This window comes from Stenotrophomonas sp. SORGH_AS_0321 (assembly GCF_031453215.1).
Classification (GTDB): domain Bacteria; phylum Pseudomonadota; class Gammaproteobacteria; order Xanthomonadales; family Xanthomonadaceae; genus Stenotrophomonas; species Stenotrophomonas chelatiphaga.
Window position 1 is genome coordinate 270020 of record NZ_JAVIZG010000001.1, and the last position, 22736, is coordinate 292755.

At 65.4% G+C, this 22736-nt stretch carries 14 protein-coding genes and 1 pseudogene; 9 read left to right on the plus strand and 6 right to left on the minus strand.

Going from position 1 to position 22736, the window contains the following annotated elements; all coding sequences use genetic code 11:
• Positions 1–264 precede the first annotated feature (264 nt).
• Positions 265–1689: a TIGR00366 family protein gene (locus QE373_RS01160; RefSeq protein WP_309682632.1), complete on the plus strand. Its 1425-nt coding sequence runs from the start codon at positions 265–267 to the stop codon at positions 1687–1689.
• Between the two features lie 321 nt (positions 1690–2010).
• On the plus strand, positions 2011–2181 hold the full coding sequence (locus QE373_RS01165) for a hypothetical protein (RefSeq protein ID WP_170184009.1): 171 nt from the start codon (positions 2011–2013) through the stop codon (positions 2179–2181).
• Positions 2182–2232: 51 nt separating this feature from the next.
• Here the strand turns inward: QE373_RS01165 and QE373_RS01170 are convergent.
• A pseudogene (locus QE373_RS01170) lies at positions 2233–2916 on the minus strand (VOC family protein).
• 529 nt (positions 2917–3445) lie between these two features.
• Here QE373_RS01170 and QE373_RS01175 point away from each other — a divergent pair.
• Entirely contained in the window at positions 3446–11242 is a 7797-nt protein-coding gene (locus QE373_RS01175; protein ID WP_309682637.1) for a YadA-like family protein, read from the plus strand.
• Positions 11243–11329: 87 nt separating this feature from the next.
• Positions 11330–12136 carry an OmpA family protein gene (locus QE373_RS01180; protein WP_309682641.1) on the plus strand — a complete coding sequence of 269 codons (807 nt, stop codon included), beginning with the start codon at positions 11330–11332 and terminating at the stop codon, positions 12134–12136.
• 110 nt (positions 12137–12246) lie between these two features.
• Here QE373_RS01180 and QE373_RS01185 read toward each other — a convergent pair whose 3' ends face one another.
• Both QE373_RS01185 and QE373_RS01190 read right to left on the minus strand, forming a co-directional pair.
• Positions 12247–12573, minus strand: coding sequence for a hypothetical protein (locus tag QE373_RS01185; RefSeq protein WP_309682643.1), 327 nt, complete (start codon positions 12571–12573; stop codon positions 12247–12249).
• A gap of 90 nt (positions 12574–12663) precedes the next feature.
• Positions 12664–14304 carry an AMP-binding protein gene (locus tag QE373_RS01190; protein WP_309682646.1) on the minus strand — a complete coding sequence of 547 codons (1641 nt, stop codon included), beginning with the start codon at positions 14302–14304 and terminating at the stop codon, positions 12664–12666.
• A gap of 128 nt (positions 14305–14432) precedes the next feature.
• On the opposite strand from QE373_RS01190, the gene QE373_RS01195 reads away from it, so the two are divergent.
• A complete protein-coding gene (locus QE373_RS01195) occupies positions 14433–16229 on the plus strand; it encodes a hypothetical protein (RefSeq protein WP_309682648.1) in 1797 nt (598 codons plus the stop codon).
• A 32-nt stretch (positions 16230–16261) separates the two neighbouring features.
• Here QE373_RS01195 and QE373_RS01200 read toward each other — a convergent pair whose 3' ends face one another.
• Complete coding sequence (locus tag QE373_RS01200; RefSeq protein ID WP_309682650.1) at positions 16262–17770, minus strand: YifB family Mg chelatase-like AAA ATPase; 1509 nt, start codon at positions 17768–17770, stop codon at positions 16262–16264.
• A gap of 146 nt (positions 17771–17916) precedes the next feature.
• On the opposite strand from QE373_RS01200, the gene QE373_RS01205 reads away from it, so the two are divergent.
• The 3 genes from QE373_RS01205 (at position 17917) to QE373_RS01215 (ending at position 19973) form a co-directional block, all read left to right on the plus strand.
• Entirely contained in the window at positions 17917–18243 is a 327-nt protein-coding gene (locus QE373_RS01205; RefSeq protein ID WP_309682653.1) for a hypothetical protein, read from the plus strand.
• Positions 18244–18381: 138 nt separating this feature from the next.
• Positions 18382–19332: a glutathione S-transferase family protein gene (locus tag QE373_RS01210; RefSeq protein ID WP_309682656.1), complete on the plus strand. Its 951-nt coding sequence runs from the start codon at positions 18382–18384 to the stop codon at positions 19330–19332.
• Between the two features lie 254 nt (positions 19333–19586).
• Positions 19587–19973: a glycine zipper 2TM domain-containing protein gene (locus QE373_RS01215; protein ID WP_057508509.1), complete on the plus strand. Its 387-nt coding sequence runs from the start codon at positions 19587–19589 to the stop codon at positions 19971–19973.
• A gap of 38 nt (positions 19974–20011) precedes the next feature.
• On the opposite strand, the gene QE373_RS01220 is transcribed toward QE373_RS01215, so the two are convergent.
• Positions 20012–20905, minus strand: coding sequence for a LysR family transcriptional regulator (locus QE373_RS01220; protein ID WP_309682663.1), 894 nt, complete (start codon positions 20903–20905; stop codon positions 20012–20014).
• A 94-nt stretch (positions 20906–20999) separates the two neighbouring features.
• On the opposite strand from QE373_RS01220, the gene QE373_RS01225 reads away from it, so the two are divergent.
• The gene (locus QE373_RS01225) at positions 21000–22070 is read left to right on the plus strand and encodes a tartrate dehydrogenase (protein WP_309682666.1); all 1071 of its coding nucleotides are present in this window, start codon (positions 21000–21002) and stop codon (positions 22068–22070) included.
• Here QE373_RS01225 and QE373_RS01230 read toward each other — a convergent pair.
• A complete protein-coding gene (locus QE373_RS01230; RefSeq protein ID WP_309682669.1) occupies positions 22067–22633 on the minus strand; it encodes a hypothetical protein in 567 nt (188 codons plus the stop codon). The two genes, QE373_RS01225 and QE373_RS01230, sit on opposite strands and share 4 nt — an antisense overlap.
• Positions 22634–22736 lie beyond the last annotated feature (103 nt).

Below are 22736 nucleotides of genomic sequence, written 5' to 3' on the forward strand. Positions count from 1 at the left end.
AGGCTGTGTAACAAGTCCGACCTTGTCGGCCGATGGCGAAATTGTCGCCATTTTTCGCCCTGCTACGCGAGATCTGCATAGTTGCATGTCTGCCGGAGGTCCAGATCTCGCGTAGCTCGACCGGGCCCGGACTTGTTACACAGCCTGCAACGGTCGTCACCCACCAGGGCCGGCCGTCACTACCGGGGTTACTACCAATAGGGTGCAGACAGGTCCGGCGCGGGCCCGCACAATCCCTCCATCAACCTTGGGGAGGGTAAGGCGATGGCCAGCACGGCGGTGGTACGGGATGGCTGGATGGCGCGCGCGGCGCTGCGTTCGGCGGCCTGGGCGGAGAAGTGGTTCCCGGATGCCTATGTGTTCGCGGTGCTGGGCGTGGTCATCGTGGCGGTCACCGCCATCGGCTTCGGCGCGACCCCGCAGGCCACCGCGGAGAGCTTCGGCAACGGCTTCTGGAGCCTGATTCCCTTCACCATGCAGATGGCCTTCGTGGTCATCGGCGGCTACGCACTGGCCACCGCGCCGATCGTCGCGCGCCTCATCGATTTCCTTGCCCGCGCGCCGAAGACCGGCAGGGGCGCGGTGGTGTACGTAGGCCTGGTCAGCATGCTGGCCTCGCTGCTCAGCTGGGGCTTCTCGCTGGTGTTCGGCGGCCTGCTGGTGCGTGCGCTGGCGCGCCGCGAAGACCTGCGCATGGATTACCGCGCCGCTGGCGCATCGGCCTACCTTGGCCTGGGCGCGGTGTGGGCGATGGGCCTGAGCTCATCGGCCGCGCAGCTGCAGGCGAACCCGGCCAGCATGCCGCCGGGCCTGGTGGAGATCACCGGCGTGCTGCCGTTCACCGAAACCATCTTCCTGTGGCAGTCGATCGTGCTGACCGCCGCCCTGATCGTGGTGTCGCTGCTGGTGGCCTGGTTCACCGCCCCGCGCGAGGCCACCGCCCGCGTTGCCGCTGATTTCCAGGGCGCCGCCCAGGCCGAGGCCGAACCGCTGCAGCCGCGTACGCGCCCCGGCGAATGGCTGGAATACAGCCCGCTGCTGACCGTGCTGCTTTCGCTGCTGGCCTTCGGCTGGCTGGCCAATGAGTTCGCCAGCAAGCCGGTGGTCAGCGCCATCGCCAACCTCAACACCTACAACTTCCTCTTCATCTCGCTGGGCCTGCTGCTGCACTGGCGCCCGCGCAGCTTCCTCAACGCGGTGGCCAAGGCCGTGCCGAGCACCACCGGCGTGCTGATCCAGTTCCCGCTGTACGGCGGCATCGCGATGATCCTCACCCATGCCGCCGGCGCCGACGGTGAGACCCTGGCGCATCGTCTTTCCACCGTGTTCGTGCACATTGCCAGCACGGATACCTTTGCGCTGGTTATGGGCGTCTATTCGGCGGTGCTCGGCTTCTTCGTGCCGTCCGGTGGCGGCAAGTGGATCATCGAAGCGCCGTATGTCATGCAGGCAGCGAACGAACTGCAGGCGCACCTGGGCTGGGCAGTGCAGGTCTACAACGCAGCCGAAGCGCTGCCCAACCTGATCAACCCGTTCTGGATGCTGCCGCTGCTGGGCGTGCTCGGCTTGAAGGCGCGCGACATCGTGGGCTTCACCTTCATCCAGCTGCTGGTGCACATCCCGCTGGTGCTGGGCCTGTTGTGGCTGCTGGGCATGACCCTGGAATACGTGCCGCCGGTCATGCCCTGACCCGCGCCTTCCGGCATCGGTAGGTGACGACCGTTGGTGGTGGGTGGCGACCGTTGGTCGCCACGCTGCTGGGCAATCGTCATCGGAACGTCACGATCCGGGCCCCGCATGAATAGCCCAAAGCACACCGCGCCATGAACACATGCATTCCCCGCATGAACTCTTAAGGTGCTTGTCCCACAAGGCTTTCAACCCTGTTCCAAGGCCCTGCGGCAGGCGCGTGATGCCGTCCTCCACAGATACGCACGCATGGTTAACCAATGCCTGCAGAGGATGGCCATGACCGCGGCATTCCGCATGCGGCTTTACGGAGTCATCCAGATGGCTAACCAGCAGAATCAGCAGAACCAGGACCAGAAGAACCAGCAGGGTCAGCAGGGTCAGCAGAACCAGCAGGGCCAGCAGGACCAGAAAGGCCAGCAGCAGCAACAGCAGCAGGATCAGCAGAAGAACAAGAACCAGCAGCAGGGCACCAACGAAGAAGAAGAATGAGTTGATGCCCTACGCTGAAGAGACGAGGCCCCGCACCTGCGGGGCCTTGTTTTATGCGGTGGCCGACGTGCTGCGCACGCGCCAGCCGTGATCCGCATCGCCTACGTCGGCCGCGTCGCCAGGGGTCTCGATCCTCACCACGATTCCCTGTGCGTTGGGCAGGTCCACCTGTTCGGGGAACCAGTGCCGCGCCGCATCGACCACGATCAGCAGGCCTTCGTCGTCGCCCATCGGCGCGAAGACAGGGGTGGGCTCGGACAGCGGTGCCAGCGCAAGCGTGTCGGCAAGCAACTGCTGCATCTAAGGCACATCGGCAACCGGCAGGCCGACCTCGCTCAGGCAGGTGATCTCGCTGCCATCGAAGGGGCCGGCACGCGTTGAAGCGGGAAGGCGCCTGCGTCCAATCAACTCCAGAATCAGGCCATCGGGTCCGGTGAAATACACCGACTGTGATTGCCAGTGGCTCTGCAGTGCGAAGTAGTCCTTGCCATCGGGCGAGCGTTGCAACGGGGTGCGTGCGCGCAGCCACGACATTGCCTCGCCGAAGCGGTTGTGCGGCACGTTGAAGGCCAGGTGCACGCCACCGAGGGGTCGCCCGGCGTCGGGAACGAGCGTGATGCTGCTCCAGCCGATCACCACCTGGTTTTCCTCCACACGCAACTGCAGGACGTCGCGGAAGTAGTGCGCGACGCTGGCGGGGTCGGATACGGGAAGGGTGACCTGTCGGATTCGCATCGGCAGTGACAGTAGCGGGGAGTCCCCACTGTAGCGCGCCGCCCTCCGATACGACTTTAGTGTGACGGACCACTCACTTTATTGACGACGTCAATCACACATTGTTAGGATTGCGTTGTTCGGTAGACCAGTGGATGGTTGATCAGGTGCCAAGGAATCTGGCTTTCGCCCCCGCGCGAACGCCGGCCCCCGCACTCTCAAACAGCCCCTGGCCTGGTGAACGGTAACGACCCGTTCGGGTCGTACAGGGGCAATTCTGTATGTCGCAGTACCTGACGTCGCGCGCAAGCGCGGGCGGTGGTTTGCTTCGCCTTGAATCTGCCGTGCACGGGCCCTGCGGGCCTGTCGATTTCCTGTGCGCGCGTGGTTCCCACCACGCAATCCGCTGCTGTTCCCCAACCGATCACCGGTCAGCCCGCCAGCTGGCGCGCTCCTGCGGACCGCAGCTGCCACGTGCAGCGGCGGCCGCCCTCATGTGCGGCCACCAGCAGCGGGCCGTCGACTTCGTCACTCCCGTAGAGAACCTTCAATGAACAAGATTTACCGGAAGATCTGGAACAAAGCGCTCGGCCGGATCGTGGTCGCCTCGGAACTCGCCAGCAGTGACGGCGGCGGCGCCACGGTCGGTGCAGTGGGCACCCAGCGCGGTGGTGCGCATGCGCGCCTGGCGCTGGGCGTTGCCCTGGCAATGGCTTCGATGGGCGCACATGCGCAGGACATGGACCTCGGCCCGGATGGCTCGGTGACCGCCGGCCAGACCGTACTGGACAATGAAGGCCTGCGCGTGGGCGCGGCCGTTGCCATCGGCGCCAACGCGATCAGCGTGGGCAGCCTGGTGATGGACGCCGGCACCAACGAACTGCGTGGCCTGTCCAACCGCACGTGGAATGCCAACGGCAGCTACACCGCCGGCCGCGCAGCCACCGAAGAACAGCTCAAGGTGGTGAGCGATTCGGCCAATGCCGGCTGGAACGTGGCCGTTGGCGGCAGCAGCGCCAACATCGGCCCGGGCGGCACGGTGACCTTCCAGGGCGACAGCAACATCACGCTCACCCAGACCGGCACCGATGACAACGGCGCGGTGCGCGTGGCGCTCAACCCGAACCTCAACCTGGGCGCGACCGGCAGCGTCACCACCGGCGCGACCACGGTCGACAACACCGGCCTGCGCATCACCAACGGTCCCAGCGTGACCACCACCGGCATCAACGCCGGCAACCGCGTGGTCACCGGCGTGGCCAATGGCGCGATCACCGCGACCAGCACCGAAGCCGTCAACGGCGGCCAGATCTACTCGCTGCGCGATGAGCTGTACACGGTCGGCGCCGGCGTGAAGTACTTCCACGCGAACTCCGCAGCCGCCGATTCACAGGCGCTGGGTGGCCAGTCGGTTGCCATCGGTCCGAACACGATTGCCGAGGGCTACCACAGCATCGCCGCAGGTGATGGCGCCAACACCGACCTCACCGCAGAGGCCGCCATCGCCATGGGCCGTGGGGCCAACACCGATGCCGCACGCAGTGTGGTGCTGGGTGACCAGGCCACGATCGGCACGCGTTACGCCGACGATGCCATCGTCATCGGCACCCGCGCCCACGTCGACGGCGTGCAGGTGGCACCTGCAAACGCCGCCATCGCCATCGGCATGGATGCGTCGACCAAGGCCGACAGCAGCATCGTGATCGGTAATGCGGCGAGCGTGAACTCCGAATACGCCACCGACAGCATCGCCATCGGCAGCAACGCGCGTGCCGAAGGAATGACCGCGATCGAAGCCGTCGCCATCGGCGTCAACGCACGCGTGACGGCGACCCAGGCCACGGCCGTCGGCACCGACGCCCAGGCGCTGGGCGCCAACAGCATCGCACTGGGCCAGGCCACGGCAAGCGGCGGCAGCGCCATCGCAGCCGGCAACGCCGCAGAAGCAGAAACCCCCGACAGCATCTCGCTGGGCAGCGGCGCCGGTGTGGGCACGCTGGGCAACGCTGCAGGTGACCGCACTTCGCACATCGCCATCGGCACCGGCGCAGGCACCAACGTGGCCGGCAACCAGACCACCGCGATCGGCTTCCAGGCCGGCGCGAATGTCACCGGTGACCAGAACATCGCCATCGGCAGCCAGGCCGGTTCCGGCCTCACCGGCGACTTCAACGTGGCCATCGGCTACCAGGCCAACAACGGCGTTGGCAACCGCGAGCGATCAGTCGCCGTGGGTAGCGGCGCCAGCGCGGACAGCGACGCCACCGCCTTCGGCTACGGCGCCACGGCGCAGGGCGTCGGCGCGGTAGCCGTGGGTACCGAAAGCAATGCGGGTGCGCATGGCGTGGCACTGGGCCGCAACACGGTGGCCGAAAACGGCAACGTGGCACTCGGCTTTGCCTCCGAAGCACGCAACAGCGACCTGGTCGGTAACGGCTACCTGACCGGAACCGCGCCGACGTCCAACGTGGTGTCGGTCGGCAATACGTCGGCTGGCGCCCAGCGGCGCATCGTCAACGTGGCCGATGGCGCGCAGCGCTATGACGCCGTCAACGTCGGGCAGCTGCGCGCGACCCAGCAGACCGTCGCCAACCTGATCGGCGGCGAGGTCAGCGTGGATCCCGCGACTGGCAATTTCTCGCAGATCACGGTGCGCGACACCAACAACAACGAATTCAAGTTCAATACCGTAACCGAAGCGCTGGGTGCGGTCACCAACGGCACCGTCAGCACCCTGCCGGCGAATGCAGTGGTACGCAACGCGGGCGGCGGCATCAGCAACATCAACGCTGGCGTGCTGGGCACTGATGCGGTCAACCTGACCCAGCTGAACGAAACCGTTGCCAACAACAGCAGCAAGTACGTCAGCATCAAGTCCACCGATGCAGCCAACCGCGACAACGCCGGTGCCACCGGCAGCAATGCCACCGCGATCGGCCCGCAGGCCGATGCGACCGGCAACGAAGCACTGGCGCTGGGTTACCGCACGCGCGCGCAGGCTGCCAGCGCGGTCGCCATCGGCAGTGATGTCAACGCACTGGGCGTGGCATCCACCGTGGTCGGCAATGAGAGCTACGCGTACGGTCGTTCGGGCATCGCGATCGGTGATCGGGCGGTCAGCAGCGGCAACAATTCCATCACCATCGGCACCGATGCGCAGGCCGATCCGAAGTCGCCGGTTGCCACGGTCAACAACGCGATCGTCATCGGCACCGAGGCAGAAGTGTCTGCCGACGATGGCATCGCCATGGGCCGCAGCGCGCTGGCATCGGAAGAACGTGCGGTGGCCCAGGGCTACGACGCCCATGCCACCGGGATCGACGCGATGGCCGAAGGTACGCGGGCGCGCGCCAGCGGCCTTCGCTCGCAGGCCAGCGGTACCGACGCGCAGGCGTCCGGTGTGGATGCCATCGCCTCGGGCACCGATTCGCGGGGTTATGCAGTAAATGGTGTCGCACTGGGCAGGGGCGCGGTCGCCGGTATTGCCAACCCGCTGCCTGCAGACGTTGCCAACAACATCAATGCAGTGGCCATCGGCAACGGCGCGCAGGCTGTCCAGAACAGCGCTACCGCGCTGGGTAACGGCGCCAGCGCCAGTGCGGCATCGGCCTATGCCGTGGGTACCAATGCGTCGTCCACCGGCGTGTCGGCACATGCCACCGGCACCAATGCGCGTGCTACCGCCGAATCCGCCATCGCATCCGGCACGGGGGCGTCGGCAACGGCGCAGTACGCCGTCGCCGTTGGCGCCACCAGCCAGGCAACGGCGGTCAACAGCTTCGCAGCCGGCTTCAACGCGCAGGCCAGCGGCGCTGATGCCTTCGCACTGGGTCGCGGCAGCCGTGCCAGTGGCCCGGATGCCATCGCCTTCGGCCGTGATGCGATTGCCGCCGAAGCCGACGCCGTGGCACTGGGCCACAACTCGGTGACGGCAGCAGCGGTAGGCACTGCCAACGCGACCGTCGACAACGTCAACTATGCCTTCGCCGGTACCACCCCCGGCAGCACGGTCAGCGTCGGCACCGACACCATCAAGCGCACCATCACCAACGTGGCGGCCGGTCGCATCAGTGGCACCAGCACCGATGCCATCAATGGCAGCCAGCTGTTCGCCACCAACCGTGCCGTGACCGCACTGGGCACCAACCTGGACAGCGTGGGCGGCAGCATCGCCAGCGGCCTGGGTGGCAACTCCTTCTACAACAGCGGCGCGCACCAAGTGGTCACCAGCTTCCAGCTGGGCAGCAACACCTACACGACGGTGGGCAGCGCACTGGCCCGTGCGGCCAGCGGCATCAACCTGACCGCGCAGGGCGCCAACGCCACCAACGTCGGCCCGACCAGCACCATTGGCAGCACGATGGATCTGCGTTCGGCCAACAACAACCTGGCGGTGACCAAGACCACCGACAGCAACACCGTCGAGTTCAAACTCGCCGAAGACATCGACCTGGGCGTCGACGGCAGCCTGAAGACCGGCAACACGCGGGTCGACAACGCCGGCGTCGCGATCACCGACGGCACCCTGTCCAACATCACCAACGCCGGTTCGTCGGTGGTGCGCGATGGCAGCGCCGCTACCACCGTCACCGCAGGCAACGTGGCAGTCGGCGCGGGTGGCAACACGACCCTCATCGGGGCCACCAGCGTGGCCGTCGGCGGTGCCAATCCGCTGCTGGTCGATGGCACCAGCGGCACCGTCACCGGCCTGACCAACAAGACCTTCAATCCGGCCAGCATCACCAGCGGCCGTGCCGCCAGTGAAGACCAGCTGCTGCAGGTCAGCAACGTCGCCAACGCTGGCTGGACCGTCACCGATGCAGGCGGCAATGCCGCCAACATCGGTCCGAACGGCCAGGTCACCTTCACCGGTGACGCCAACCTGGACGTTGCGCAGACCGGCGCGGACGATGCCGGCGTGGTCGGCATCGCGCTGAAGAAGCAGATCGACCTGGGCACCGCCGGCAGCGTCACCACCGGCGGCACGGTGGTCGACAACAACGGCGTGCAGATCAACAATGGCATGGGCAGCACGATGGTCGGTGCAGGCATTGCCCTGCTGAGCGATGGCACCCGCTTCACCGCCGTCACGGCGGGCAACGTGGCCGTGTTCGATGGCGCCCACACCAGCCAGCTGAACACCACCAACCTGCAGGTGGGTGGCACCAATCCGGTGGTCGTCGACGGCATGGCCGGCACGGTCAAGGGCCTGAGCAACAAGACCTTCGACCCGGCCAACATCGTCAGCGGCCAGGCCGCCAGCGAAGACCAGCTGCTGCAGGTCAGCAACCTGGCCAATGCCGGCTGGAACGTTACCGATGCCAACGGCAACACCGCCAACATCAGCCCGAACGGCCAGGTGACCTTCACCGGTGACGACAACCTGGACGTTGCGCAGACCGGCGCCGACGATGCCGGCGTGGTCGGCATCGCGCTGAAGAAGCAGATCGACCTGGGCAGCACCGGCAGCGTCACCACCGGCAATACGCTGGTCAACAACAACGGCGTGGCGGTCAACAACGGCACTGCATTCGCCAGCACCACCGTCGATGGCCTCACGGTCGGCAATGCCGTCGGTGCCACCACGGTCGGCGCCACCAGCGTGGTGGTTGGCGGTGCCAGCCCGATCGTGGTCAATGGTGCCGGCGGTACCGTCACCGGCTTGACCAACAAGACCTTCGACGCCGGCAACTTCACCAGCGGCCGCGCCGCCAGTGAAGACCAGTTGGCCGCGGTCAGCCAGACCGTCAGCGCCGGCTGGGACATCAGCGCCGATGGCCAGAACGGATCGAAAGTGTCTTCGACCAGCGCCACCGGCAGCAGCGTGGACCTGCGTTCGGCCGACGGCAACGTCGTGCTGAGCAAGACCACCGGCAGCAACGATGTGGCCTTCGGCCTGGCCGATGACATCGACCTGGGTGCCAACGGCAGCGTGACCGCCGGCAACACCACGCTGGATACCAACGGCCTGTCCGTTACCGATGGCACCAGCACCACCCGCATCGGTGCAACGGCGATCACCGTGGGCGGTGCGAACACGCTGGTGCTCAACGGCGCCACCGGCACCATCGGCGGGCTGAGCAACAAGACCTTCGATCCGGCCAACATCACCAGCGGCCAGGCCGCCAGCGAAGACCAGCTCAAGCAGGTCAGCGACGTGGCAAACGCCGGCTGGAACGTGGCCGATGCCAACGGCAACAGCGCCAACATCGGCCCGAACGGCAAGGTCACCTTTACCGGTGACAGCAATCTGGACGTGGCCCAGACCGGTGCGGACGATGCCGGCGTGGTGGCGATCACCCTGAAGCAGAACCTGGACCTGGGCAGCACCGGCAGCATCACCACCGGCAATACGGTGGTCGACAACGCTGGCGTGGCAGTCAACGACGGCACCTCGTCCAGCGTGCTGCGCGCGGGCAGCCTGGCGGTCAGCGATGGCACCTACAGCAGCAACGTCGGTGCAACGGCAATCACCGTCGGCGGCGCGAACACGCTGCTGCTCAACGGCGCCACCGGCACCATCGGCGGGCTGAGCAACAAGACCTTCGATCCGGCCAACATCACCAGTGGCCAGGCTGCCAGCGAAGACCAGCTCAAGCAGGTCAGCGATGTCGCCAACGCCGGCTGGAACGTCACCGATGCGGGTGGCAACACCGCCAACATCGGCCCGAACGGCAAGGTCACCTTCACCGGTGACAGCAACCTGGACGTGGCCCAGACCGGCGCGGACGATGCCGGCGTGGTGGCGATCACCCTGAAGCAGAACCTGGACCTGGGCAGCACGGGCAGCGTGGTCATCGGCAACACCCTGCTGAACAACAACGGCCTGACCCTGGTCGGTGGCCCGAGCATCACCAGCGCCGGGATCGACGCCGGCGGCAGCCGCATCACGAACGTCGCTGCGGGCGTGGATGGCACCGATGCGGTCAACCTGGACCAGATGGGCGATGCCATCGAAGCCGGTCGTACCCGCTACTACAGCGTCAACTCCACCGGTGGCGGCAATGAAGCCAACGATGGTGCGACCGGTGCCGATGCGATCGCCGCGGGCCGCGATGCTGAAGCTGAAGGCGACCAGGCCGTTGCCATGGGCGTGGGCGCAGTGGCCGCCGGCACCGGCAGCCTGGCACTCGGTGCAGGTGCGACTGCGCAGGCAGTGAACAGCCTGGCCTTCGGCAGCGGCGCGTTAGCCAGCCATGGCAACAGCATCGCGATGGGTGCCGGTTCGGCCACCACGGTGGGCGCGCAGGCGAACTACCAGGGTGCCTATGTCGGCAATTCCAGCTCGACCGGTGAAATGAACCTCGGTGGCCGCCAGGTCACCGGCGTGGCAGCCGGCTCGGCGGCGACCGATGCGGTCAACGTCAGCCAGCTCAACGCCGGCGTTGCCAGCGCGGTGGGCGACTCCAAGCAGTACACCGATACCCAGATCGGCACGGTGAACACCCGTATCGACGGCATCGACAACCGCGTCACCACCATCGAAGGCGACCTCATCGACATCCGTGGCGACATCACCGACATCCGCAACGACGTGGTGGATATCCAGGGCGACATCACCAACCTGGACGGCCGCATGAGCACGATCGAGGGCGATATCCGCAACTCCAACCAGGTCGCGGACACCACCGCCGCCAAGGTCACCGACATCGAATACGGTGCCGACGGCATGTTCCAGGTCAGCCAGACCGGTGACCTGGTCAAGCCGCTGCCCACCGGCCAGAACGCGGTGGCCGGTGGCAACGGCGCGGTGGCGTCGGGCACCAACAGCACGGCACTGGGCAACCAGGCCGTGGCCAGCGGCGCCAACAGCACCGCCATCGGCCAGGGTGCCGTTGCCAGCCACGACAACAGCGTGGCGCTGGGCCAGGGCTCGAAGACCACGGTGGGCGCACAGACCGGCTACAACGCCGCGTACGTGGGCAGCAGCACCTCCACCGGTGAGGTCAACATCGGCGGCCGTACGTTGACCGGCGTTGCGGCCGGTATCGCCGGCACCGATGCGACCAACGTCAACCAGCTCACCGCAGGCGTCAACCAGGCCATCACCTCGGCCAACCAGTACACCGATGCGCGCATCGGCAAGGTGGAAGACGACCTGTGGCAGCTGGACCGTGGCTACCGCAGCGCGACTGCCGCGGCGATGGCGATGGCCGGCCTGCCGCAGGCTTACCTGCCGGGCAAGAGCATGTTGTCGATGGCCTTCGGTGGCTACCAGAGCGAGTACGGCATGGCGCTGGGCCTGTCCGGCATCACCGACAACGGCCGCTGGGTCTACAAGGCCCAGGCCAGCGGCAACACCATGCGCGACTGGGGCTTCTCGGTCGGCGCCGGCCTGCAGTGGTGATGTCGTCCTGACCCGGGGGAACGGGGCCGGCCATGCGCTGGCCCCGCTTCCCACGCCGTATCCCATTCGAATTCGAAGGATTGTTTGATGAATATCGCAAACCGTTTCAAAGCTGCGGCAACGGCCGCGCTGGTCCTGGCCCTGGCTGCCTGCAGCACCCACGCCGCCAAGCAGGGCACCGGTGAAGTGAGCTTCCCGGATCCCGACCGCATCGTGTTGAAGGAAGGCACCTTCCCGAACGTGGCCAACCTGCGCAGCATCGGCCCGGGTGTCACCAAGGAGCAGCTGTACCACCTGCTGGGCCGCCCGCACTTCAGCGAAGGCTTCGCGCCGAAGGCCTGGAACTACCTGTTCCACTTCCGCACGCCCGAAGGCGTGGTGAGCTGCCAGTACCAGGTGCAGTTCGACGACGAAAAGCGCGGCCAGTCGTTCCATTGGGCACCGGCATCCTGCGCCGATGTGCTTAACCCGCCGGCCCCGCCGGTGGCCCCTGCCGCGGCCGCTGACGGCGTGGCGCGTTTCTCGCTGTCGGCCGATGCCCTGTTCGCGTTCGGGCGCTCCGGCGTGGCCGACATCAAGCCGGACGGCAGCGCCGAACTGAAGCGCATCGCCGCCGAAATCAGTGCCGCCAAGGACAGCCAGGTGACGGTGGTCGGGCATACCGACCGCATCGGCAGCGATGAGAGCAACCAGCGCCTGTCGCAGGCACGCGCGGACACCGTGCGCGGCGTACTGGCAAGCCACGGCGTGGCCGCAGGCAGCATCCGTGCCGAAGGCCGCGGCGAAGCCGAGCCGGTAACGCGTGACTGTGCCGATTCGCTGGCACACCGCGCACTGGTGGCCTGCCTGGCCCCGGACCGCCGCGTGGAAATCGCCGTCAGCGGCTCACGCTGACCGCACCGGTAGTGACGGCCGCTGGCCGTCAACGCCATGTCCCGGTAGTGACGGCCGCTGGCCGTCCTGCTCCTGGTGAGTGACGACCGTTGGTCGTCACTCGCTTGCCATCAAATCCCGCTCTTGGCGAATTCCTGATTCAACGCATGCGTCATCCGCGCAATCTCAGGCGTCAAACACGTATTGAACTGCGCCGGATCCTTGCACCGCGCCGCCACCTCGGTCGAACGCTGCTTCAACCCGAACGTCCCCAGGATCCCGCGCGCGCGGACGAAACACGCCGCACCCGGTGACCCCTGCTGCAGCTCGCCATGGCGCGCCGTGCAATGGGTGATGGCCGCCGCCAGTGCAGCCGCATTGACCGCATACAACGCCCCTTCGCTGGTATCAGCAGCACGCGCGTGGTGGGGCAGGGCGATCGCCACGCCCAACAGCATCGTCGTCCAGATCGATTTCACATCAACGCTCCGGCACAGGCAGGCGGCCCATGCATCTTCTGGGCGTGATTCTAGCGCACGCGCGCCGGCTCATTGGCCCGCCTGACGGGCCACTTCGGCCGCCCGCAGCACGAAGCGCTGCACCTTGCCACTGGGGGTTTTCGGGACCTCGCTGACGAACTCCACCAGCCGCGGATACGCGTGCGCGGACAGTCGTGTCTTTACGTACTGCTGCAGCTGCGCGGCCAACGCCGCGTCGCCTTCGATCCCGGTACTGGTGATCACGAAGGCCTTCACGATCTCGGTGCGCTCCGGGTCCGGTACGCCGATCACCACCGCCTCGGCGACGGCCGGATGTTCCAGCAGTGCGCTCTCCACGTCGAACGGACCGATCCGGTAGCCGGACGAGGTGATCACATCGTCGGATCGCCCGATGAAGCTGATCGAGCCGTCGTCCTCGCACTCCACGGTATCGCCGGTCAGGTAGTAGCCATCGCGAATGGCTGGTGTGTCGGCGCCGTAGTAGCCGGTGAACCACAACAGCGGCGAGCGCGCGATGTCGATCGCCAGGATGCCCGGCATGCGTGCGGGCAGCTCGCGGCCGTCGTCGTCCAGCACCGCCACGCGGTAGCCCGGCATCGCGAAGCCGGACGACCCCGCACGCACCGCGTGGTCCAGCGCGTGATGGTTGTTCACCACCATGCCGGTTTCGGTCTGGCCGTAATGGTCCAGCACGGTGGTGGACAAGTGGGCAGCGAACCAGCGGGCGATCTCGGCATTCAGCGGCTCGCCGGCACTGCTCACCGCACGCAGCTGGCCAGCGACGCGCGCGGCCGACGCCTCGCCGGCCGCAATGATCTGCCGGTAGGCGGTCGGCGAGCCCGCCAGGTTGGTCACGCCCAGCCGTTCGATCACCTCGTGCAGGCCCTGCACGGTGAACGGCGCCTGGTTGAAGGTGGTGGCCTCGCCGAGCATCAGCGGACCGATCACCGCGTAGTACAGGCCATATGCCCAGCCGGGATCGGCGATGTTCCAGAACACGTCGCCGGGCCGCAGATCGACCGCCAGCTGCATGTAGCTGGCGAAGGACATCAGCGCCCGCAGCGGTACCGGCACGCCCTTCGGCGCACCCGTCGTGCCGGACGTGGACAGCAGCACCATCAGCTCATCGCCACGCAGCAGCACCGGTTCGAACGGCGCCGCGCCGGCTGCCGCGATGCGGGCACGCCAATCGATGTCCGCTGCATCGGCGGGCTGGCCGGCCGGCAGGATCGTGGCGACCGGCGGACAGTCTTCGACATCGTCCAGCTTGTGCCGGTTGGCGTGGTCGGTGACCACCAGCCGGGTGCGGCCGGTGCGCAGGCGCGACTCGATGGCCTTGGCCCCGAACGCGGTGAACAGCGGCTGATAGACCGCGCCGACCCGCCACGTGCCGAGGATCGTCGCCAGCAGTTCCGGCGTGCGCGGCAGCATGCCGGCCACCACATCGCCGCGGCCGATGCCCTGAGCGGTAAGCACATGCGCGACCCTGGCCGAGGCGGCGCGCAGGTCTTCGAAGGTGTAAAGGTGCAGGCCGCCATCAGTGCTGATCCAGCGCAGCGCGAGGCGGTCGCTGCCGCAATGGCGATCACAGCATTCCACGCAGGCATTGATGCCGTCCTGCAGGTCACCGTGCAGACGACTTTCCCAGTCGTGGAGGTTGAAGTCATCCACGGCACGTTGATAGGTCATGGGGGAGCTCCGGAGCGTGTCTGGCACCATACCCGGTTGCGTGGGCGATGGGTGACAAGACCGGTCTGGATCTGAGCGCTCTCAGGTGCTAAAAGCACCTAACGAGATATCATGACAAGGAAGTTGGTGTGACCACATCGGCTATAACGACGAGTGCTATCCGGCCCTACCTTGCGCCGGTACTTCTGCAAGTTGATCCAAAGATTCGGGTCGCTGATGTGATGCCTGAGCTTGTTAAAGCAAGCGAGCGCACAATCAACGCAGACGCCAAATGCAAAGACCTCGCTACTTCTGCGCTGCCTAAAGCGCATCGAATGACGCTCAGCCTGTTGGTGTACCGACAGGAGGCACACCCTAGCTGGCTGATTGGACCGAGCCTTGTGGATGCTCGTCATGAGATAGTGATACTGGCCAGCCGGGGGCGATACGCCGCGGTAGTCGCATCAGACGGCGCCGTACGGGATCGCATCGTGGGGTCACTTGCAGGGATCACACTTCTCTCTCGCGAGCGGATGGAAACCTTCATTGGCGACGACGCTTCTGTGCTGTATCTCAACGGGGTTCATGTTCCAACCCCCGTAAAGCCCAATGGAAAGATACTTACGGGAAACAGTATTGAGTTCGCCCTGGATCCACTGGGTGACCAGAGCTACTTGTTGAGCGCAGCACGAACGCAACCCTCTGTACTAGGCCTGTCCGCGAAATCCAAGCGTCCTCCGTCGGTAGGTACCTCACCCATGGAGAGCCGTTTGTGGGTGGGTCGACAGAAGGATTGGGAAGAATTCACTGCAAATTTGAGCGCGATTCTTGAGCATGCGCGATCTGCCAAGTCGTCTCCGGGTAGATTTGCAATGCTTGCTTATCCCGTATCGGACGTGAGCCTGCTCGGTGATGCATATGCTTTGAGCGTCGTTCCTAGAGAATTGCTATCCGAGGATTCAGTTTCCTCCCAAGATTACGAGTTTGCGCGCAGGTGGGCTTACGATGCAGCATTTGTCGTGACAGGTGGAGCCAAGGCAGATTTTGAAGTGGATTGCTCGATGTTGGGTGGGACCATCGGACGTGCAAGAGTTGCAGTGAATTTCAAAGCCAAGGGGATGGTTGAGTTCAAACCGACATGGGTGGGCCCTGCGCCACCAACCCATAAGGACGCGAAGTCATGCTTGTCCCTATTAGGTAATACCCAGATGGTGAAGGTCCACTACGACAGTGGGCACGCGATTGCTCAAGGTCGGTGCTATGCGAGTACGCCCACCGATCAGAGGTTCAATTATGAATTTGTAAGATTCAATGGTTACATTACGACTCAGGAGAAGCCTTCTGTGGTGGGCTCTACTCTGGCGGCGGAAATAGGATCGAAAAGCGACAAGTCGCTATTTGCTTTCGTCCTCCAGAAGATTTTTGTCGATGCGGCCGGGAAGCCGGTTGGGTGGCTGGCATGTGACGATGGGTCCATGGAGTTGGCGGACTTCGTGCACATAGATGAGGCGACCAACACGGTCACGCTTGTGCATGTAAAGGCGTCCGGTTCCAAGTTGACCAATCGTCAAGTATCTGTTTCAGATTACGAGATAGTCGTAGGCCAGACTGTAAAGAACGTGCGCCACCTGCACCAGCAAAACATTCACCAAGGGCTTCAAGCTGGAAAGGGGAAAAAGATCGGTAGCGCAGTATGGAAGGATGGCGTCAAGCAAGCTGACCGTGTTGGATTCCTGGCAGCAGTGAAGAAGCTGCCATCTCATCACGAGCGTGTGGCGATGATTGTCCAACCTCGTCTGACGCGTAAAGAGCATGACCACTGTCTAACAGCAGGAAAGTCAGTAAGGCTTCTGCGTTTTCAGCAATTGAACACTTTACTGCTCGCGGCTCGGCAGTCTGTGCAATCTTGCGGGGCTTCCCTGCGAGTGATTTGCGAAGATATATGAAGCGGAGGAATGCCTGCATGTTGGACAGACGTTCAAGAGCACGGAGCCGCCCCCCGATCCAACTGCCGATAACCGATCGCTTCCGCCAAGTGTGCGCTTTCGATGTCATCAGCCCCCGCCAGGTCCGCGATCGTCCGCGCCACACGCAGGATCCGGTGCATCGCACGCGCAGACAGCTGCAGCCGCTCGATGGCCTGTTCCAGCAAGCTCTGGTCGGCTTCTGAAAGATGCGCACACAAGCGAAGTGCCTTGCTGTCCATATGCGCATTGAGCGCGCCACGCTGCAGTTGGCGTTCGCGCGCCGCGATCACCCGCGCGCGGACATCCGCACTGCACTCGCCCGCCGGGGCGCCTTCGCGCAACTCCTCCGGCGACAGCCGGGTCACCGTGACATGCAGGTCGATGCGGTCCAGCAATGGGCCTGAAACCCGGCCGCGGTAGCGCTGGATGCGCTCACTGGTGCACAGGCAGCGGTTGCTGCGGTCCCCGGCCCAGCCGCAGGGGCAGGGGTTCATCGCGGTGACCAGTTGGAAGCGCGCGGGGAACACGGCACTGCGCGCCGCGCGACTGATCCGGATATGGCCTGATTCGAGTGGCTCACGCAGGATCTCCAGTGCCATGCGCGACCACTCCGGCAGCTCGTCCAGGAACAGCACGCCGTTGTGCGCCAGCGAGATCTCGCCGGGGTGGGGCGGGTTGCCGCCACCGGCCAACGCGGCCGGGCTGGCGCTGTGATGTGGCGCGCGGAACGGGCGCTGGCGCCACCGCCGCGGGTCCAGCCCACTGCCGCTGATCGATGCGATGGCCGCGCTCTGCAGCGCCTCGGCCTGGCTGGCTTCTGGCAGGATGCCGGCCAGCCGCGAAGCCAGCAGGGTCTTGCCGCATCCGGGACTGCCGATCAGCAGCAGATGGTGACCGCCGGCCGCAGCGACTTCCAGCGCACGTCGCGCATGTGGTTGGCCGCGCACATCGGTGAGGTCCAGCGGCGGATCGGCCTCGATGCTGGCACGCTCCGCGCGCGGCAGCCGCGAAGGATTTTCGACCGATGCGCAGACCTCCAGCAGCGTGCGTGCTACGCGGACGTCGGCATGCTCGGCCAGCGCGGCCTCGGCAGCATTGGCCGGCGGCACGAACAGTGTGCGGTTGGCCTCGGCGGCTGCGATGGCGGCGGGAAGAACGCCATCGACAGGTCGCAGCTCGCCGGTGAGCGCGAGCTCGGCCACGTACTCGTGGCGGACCACCTGCTGCGGGTCCAGCTGGCCACTAGCAGCCAGTATGCCCATCGCGATGGCCAGATCGAAGCGGCCGCCTTCCTTGGGCAGATCCGCCGGCCCCAGGTTGATGGTGATGCGCCGCTGCGGGTAGTCGAAACGCGCACAGAGCAGGGCCGCGCGAACGCGCTCACGCGATTCGCGGACGGTGGTTTCAGGCAGGCCGACGATCTGGGTAGCGGGCAAGCCACCAGACAGATGCACCTCGACACGAACCAGCGGCGCATCGGCGCCGGCACGGGCGCGGCTGTGGACCAGCGCGAGGCTCATGCGGTGACTCCATCGGATGCAGGAATCCAGTGTGGTGCAGGCGCTGCTGGCTGTACGTCGGTGGAGGGTAGGCAGTACTGTAGGTAGAGCTACTTACGACCGCCGCTGTACCGGGTGGGCCACTCAAGCTGTGCGCGAGCGCGTTGATGTATCTACTTCCCTCGGCACTGTCGGGCCGCTTGCTGTCCGATGCGTTCCAAGTGCAGCAGACTGCGATATGGGCAGCGTCCACTGTGGCCGTGCACGCAGGTGGTGCGTTGCTTGCACTGCGGCTGGACTGGCGGCGCGGGGCGGGCGTTGCCCTCGCGCTGTTGTCTGCCATGGTGGCGGCATGCGGGGTGAGATGGGTGCAGTCAGGCGAAGAGCGTCCGCCAATGCTGGCGGTGTTGCTTCCGGTGATCGGCTACCTGCCCGGTGTTGCGGGTGCAATTGATAACGAGCCGATCCAGGTGAACCTGTCGGCATCGGATTGAAGGACGGCGGGACGTCCGGCCAGAACGGCAGCGCCGTGCGCCCAGGTGATCGATGCCATACCCGCCACGACGCCGTCACCATTGATTTCCACCGCCTGCGTTAGAACGGGAACCGACATCACACAAAGGTTCCCACCGATGGGCATGTTGGTAAATGGCGAATGGCAGACCGGTACCGCAGGCAGTGCAGGCGAAGACGGGCACTTCCATCGCGAAGAATCCACCTTCCGCCGCTGGCTCACCGCCAACGGCGAGTGCGCGCCGAACGGACAGCCGGCCTTGATGGCCGAACCCGAGCGATTCCGCCTGTATGTCAGCCTGGCCTGCCCGTGGGCCCATCGCGCGCTGATCGTGCGCGCGCTCAAGGGACTGGAGCCGCTGATCCCGTTGTCCATCGTCAACTGGCACATGGGCGACAACGGCTGGAACTTCGCGCCGGGCTCTTTGGTGACGCCGGACCCTGAGCGCAACGCAGACTATCTGCATCAGCTGTATCAGGCCGCCAAGCCCGGCATGACCGGCAAAGCGACCGTTCCGGTGCTGTGGGATCGCGAGAAGGGCGAGATCGTCAGCAACGAATCCGCCGACATCATCCGCATGTTCAACGATGCCTACGATCACCTGGGCGCACGGCCGGGTAACTATTACCCGGAGGCGCTGCGGACAGAGATCGATCGCATCAACGAACGGGTCTACAGCACCCTCAACAACGGCGTGTACCAGGCTGGCTTCGCTGCCACGCAGGAGGCCTACGACGAGGCGATCGTGCCCTTGTTCGACACGCTGGAGTGGCTGGATGGCTTGCTGACGGATAAGCAGTGGCTGGTCGGTGACGTGATGACCGAAGCCGACATAAGACTGTTCACCACCTTGATCCGCTTCGATTCGGTCTATTACGTGCACTTCAAGTGCAACGTGAAACGCATCGCGGACTACCCGGCACTGCATGCCTTCGTGGAACGAATGATGGCCATCCCGGAAGTGGAGGGAACGGTCAATTTCGAGCACATCAAGCACCACTACTACGGCAGCCATAAGCACATCAATCCGTCCGGCATCGTCCCCGCGGGGCCTGCGGTCGCTTACTGAGGGGAGGGGGCAGGGAGGGGTCGGATTCCTTTTCCGCAGGAAAGGAATCCGACCCCGTCCACGGAGCCGTCCACGCCCAATCCACAGGCCATTTCGCGTGCCCGCGACAACGCCCGCCCCAACCTGAACAGGCGCCGGTTCATCTCCGGGTACGCAATGTTCCGGCAATCTTCGGCGACGAGATTGAATCGTGCGGGGACAGCACAACGCCCGCTCCCCGCAACTGATCACCTGTCCTATTGGAGGATTTGACGATGCTTACCTCAACCGCTTCCGTATTCCGTGGCCTGGCCCTGGCGTTGGCACTCACCGCCGGCGTTACCGTCGCCAGCGACGCCGACGCGATGTCGCGCAAGGACAAGAACACAGCGATCGGTGCCGTGGTCGGTGGTGTCGCAGGTCACGTCCTATCCAATGGCGACCCGATGATGACCGTCGGCGGTGCCGTGGCCGGCGGTGCGATCGGCAACGTGACCACCAAGGATCGCCGCGACAACCGAAACTATCGCTACGATCGTGATCGTCGCTATGACCGCAATCATCGCTATGAGCGCAACACCCGTTACGATCGTCGCGATGACCGCCGTCATTGGAACAACGGCCGTCGTGGCAATGACCGCCATCATGGTGGGTGGCGCTGAGTTGATTCCGGCATCGGGGTGACGGCCAGCGGCCGTCACTACCCGGCCAGCGCGTCCTGCAGGAAGCGCACGCAGGCGCGCACTTTGGCCGAAGCGCGTAGCCGTTCGGGATACACCGCCCAGATGTTCGCTTCCTGCCGATAGTCCGGCAGGACACGCACCAGCTTACCTTCGCGCAGCATCGAATCCACCTGCCACGTCGAGCGCAGCACGATGCCCAGTCCTTCCACCGCCCACTGCACGGCTATCTCGCCGTGATTGGTCGACATCGGTCCGGTGACCTTCACCGTTTCACGCCCGGCACTCCCTTCCAGCCGCCACACGCCGAACGGATGATCGCGCTCGCGGATCACCACGCAATCGTGGGTAACCAGGTCGGCCAGCGTGCGTGGCGTGCCACGTCGCTGCAGGTACTCCGGCGATGCGCACAGCACGCGCTGGTTCGACGCCAGCCGCGTTGCGACGAACTGTGGCGCGATCTCATCGCCGATTCGCACGTCCAGGTCGAAGCCTTCGTCGGCAATGTCGATCAGGTGGTCGAACAACTCCAGCCGGACGGCCAGTGCCGGATGCGCGGACGCCATGCGCGCCAGCGCGGGTGCGACCACCTGCCGTCCGAAGCCGAAGCTGCTGCTGACCCGCAACACGCCGCGCGGCAGGGCAGGGCTGGCGGCTACCGACTCGACCAGGCTGTCCATGTCATCCAGCACCCGCTGCGCCCAGCCGAACACGCGCTCGCCTTCTTCGGTGATGCTCACCTTGCGCGTCGTGCGATGCAGCAACCGCGTGCCCAGCGTGGCTTCCAGCAGCCCGATGCGCTTGGTCACGTATGCAGGCGAGACACCCAGTTCCAGCGCCGCGGCACGGAAGCTGGCGCGGCGGGCGACGATGACGAACACGCGCAGGTCATCGATGGGCGGACTGTTGTTCACGAAATGGGCACGATCAAACCACGGTTGCGCCAATAGTAATGCGATCCGTGAATGCCTAGCATCGGGGCCACTCCTTTCCTGATGCGAGCGCCCCATGACCCAGACGTTCAAGATTGCCGTCATCCCCGGCGATGGCATCGGCCGGGAGGTCATGCCCGAGGGCCTGCGCGTGCTGGAAGCCGCAGCACGCCGCTTCCAGCTGGACCTGCAGTTCACCCACATCGACTGGGCCAGCTGCGATTACTACCAGCAGCACGGCCAGATGATGCCCGACGACTGGAAAGTGCAGCTGCAGGGCATGGATGCGATCTTCTTCGGCGCGGTCGGCTGGCCGGATACGGTGCCGGACCACGTCTCGTTGTGGGGTTCGCTGCTGAAATTCCGTCGCGAGTTCGACCAGTACATCAACCTGCGACCGGTGCGTCTTTTTGAAGGTGTGCCGTCCCCGCTGGCAGGGCGCAAGCCAGGCGATATCGATTTCCTGGTGGTGCGCGAAAACACCGAAGGCGAGTACACCAACCTGGGCGGCATCATGTACGCCGGCACCGAGCGCGAGATCGTCATCCAGGAAACGGTGATGAGCCGTCACGGGGCCGACCGCGTGTTGAAGTACGCCTATGAACTGGCGCAGTCGCGTGCCCGCCGCCATCTGACCGTGGCAACCAAGAGCAATGGCATCGCCATCAGCATGCCGTGGTGGGATGGCCGCGCGGATGCGGTCGGCGCAGCCTATCCAGAGGTCACCGTCGACAAGCAGCACATCGACATCCTCACCGCGCGTTTCGTGCTGCAGCCGCAGCGCTTCGACGTGGTGGTGGCGAGCAACCTGTTCGGCGACATCCTGTCCGACCTGGGCCCGGCGTGCACCGGCACGATCGGCCTGGCGCCGTCGGCCAACCTCAATCCGGAGCGCGATTTTCCGTCGCTGTTCGAGCCCGTGCATGGCTCGGCACCGGATATCTTCGGGCAGGGCATCGCCAACCCGATCGCGATGATCTGGTCTGGTGCGCTGATGCTGAAGTTTCTCGGTTGCGAGGAGGCGCACGACGCCATCATGGCGGCGATTGAAGGCGTGCTGGCGCAGGGACCGCTGACGCCGGATCTGGGCGGCCAAGCGACGACGGCGCAGCTGGGCGAGGCGGTGGCGAGGGCAGTGGCCGCCTAGCGCGAAGCACGGCCCATCTGGATCCCCGACAGGCAGGCCGTCCTGCCCGGTCCGAACGAGTAGGTCACGCGGGTCTGGCCGATCACCGTTGCAAGGGAGTAGCTGCCGGCGGGCTGGTCCATCAGGGGAACCCCGGCTGCCTGCAGGGTGGAATAGCGCGCGTGCAACGCAGACAACGGTACGCAGGCGCCGGTCAGGGTGAGCGTGAAATAGGTGGTCCGGTCGTGACCCATCGCGGTGACGGTGCCATTGACGCCGCTGAGCGCTTTGCCGATCCGTATCCGCCCCCTTGATGGATCAGACGCGGCTCTCAGGGTATTGGAGAAATCGGCGTTGTCCTGTGGCAGCGCGACGGCGAGCGCTTCGGTGAACGTCCACAGGGCGCGTTGATCGTCCGCCGATGCGACAGGGGGCGATGCCCGCGCAATGCCGGAAAGGGCAATCAGGGCAAAGGCGATTCCTGCAATGGCGATTCCGTGCATCGTCGTCTGCTCTTCCTGAGTCGTGGGCGGTGCAGCGTCGTGTTGTGCCTGCGGTGGTGTCGCCGCGGGCGCGGTTCGCACGGGAAACTACAACTTTCCTGATGTACGTCCAACGCCCTGCCTGCGCACGATAACCCCGACTGGTGCCGAAGAGTGCCAGCCGGGATTGCAGTCCCGTTAGAAA

Coding starts and splice junctions, on each gene's coding strand:
- QE373_RS01160 (WP_309682632.1), top strand. CDS start 265: ATGGCCAGCACGGCGGTGGTACGGGATGGCTGGATGGCGCGCGCGGCG.
- QE373_RS01205 (WP_309682653.1), top strand. CDS start 17,917: ATGTATCTACTTCCCTCGGCACTGTCGGGCCGCTTGCTGTCCGATGCG.
- QE373_RS01190 (WP_309682646.1), bottom strand. CDS start 14,304: ATGACCTATCAACGTGCCGTGGATGACTTCAACCTCCACGACTGGGAA.
- QE373_RS01175 (WP_309682637.1), top strand. CDS start 3,446: ATGAACAAGATTTACCGGAAGATCTGGAACAAAGCGCTCGGCCGGATC.
- QE373_RS01165 (WP_170184009.1), top strand. CDS start 2,011: ATGGCTAACCAGCAGAATCAGCAGAACCAGGACCAGAAGAACCAGCAG.
- QE373_RS01225 (WP_309682666.1), top strand. CDS start 21,000: ATGACCCAGACGTTCAAGATTGCCGTCATCCCCGGCGATGGCATCGGC.
- QE373_RS01185 (WP_309682643.1), bottom strand. CDS start 12,573: ATGCTGTTGGGCGTGGCGATCGCCCTGCCCCACCACGCGCGTGCTGCT.
- QE373_RS01200 (WP_309682650.1), bottom strand. CDS start 17,770: ATGAGCCTCGCGCTGGTCCACAGCCGCGCCCGTGCCGGCGCCGATGCG.
- QE373_RS01180 (WP_309682641.1), top strand. CDS start 11,330: ATGAATATCGCAAACCGTTTCAAAGCTGCGGCAACGGCCGCGCTGGTC.
- QE373_RS01215 (WP_057508509.1), top strand. CDS start 19,587: ATGCTTACCTCAACCGCTTCCGTATTCCGTGGCCTGGCCCTGGCGTTG.
- QE373_RS01210 (WP_309682656.1), top strand. CDS start 18,382: ATGGGCATGTTGGTAAATGGCGAATGGCAGACCGGTACCGCAGGCAGT.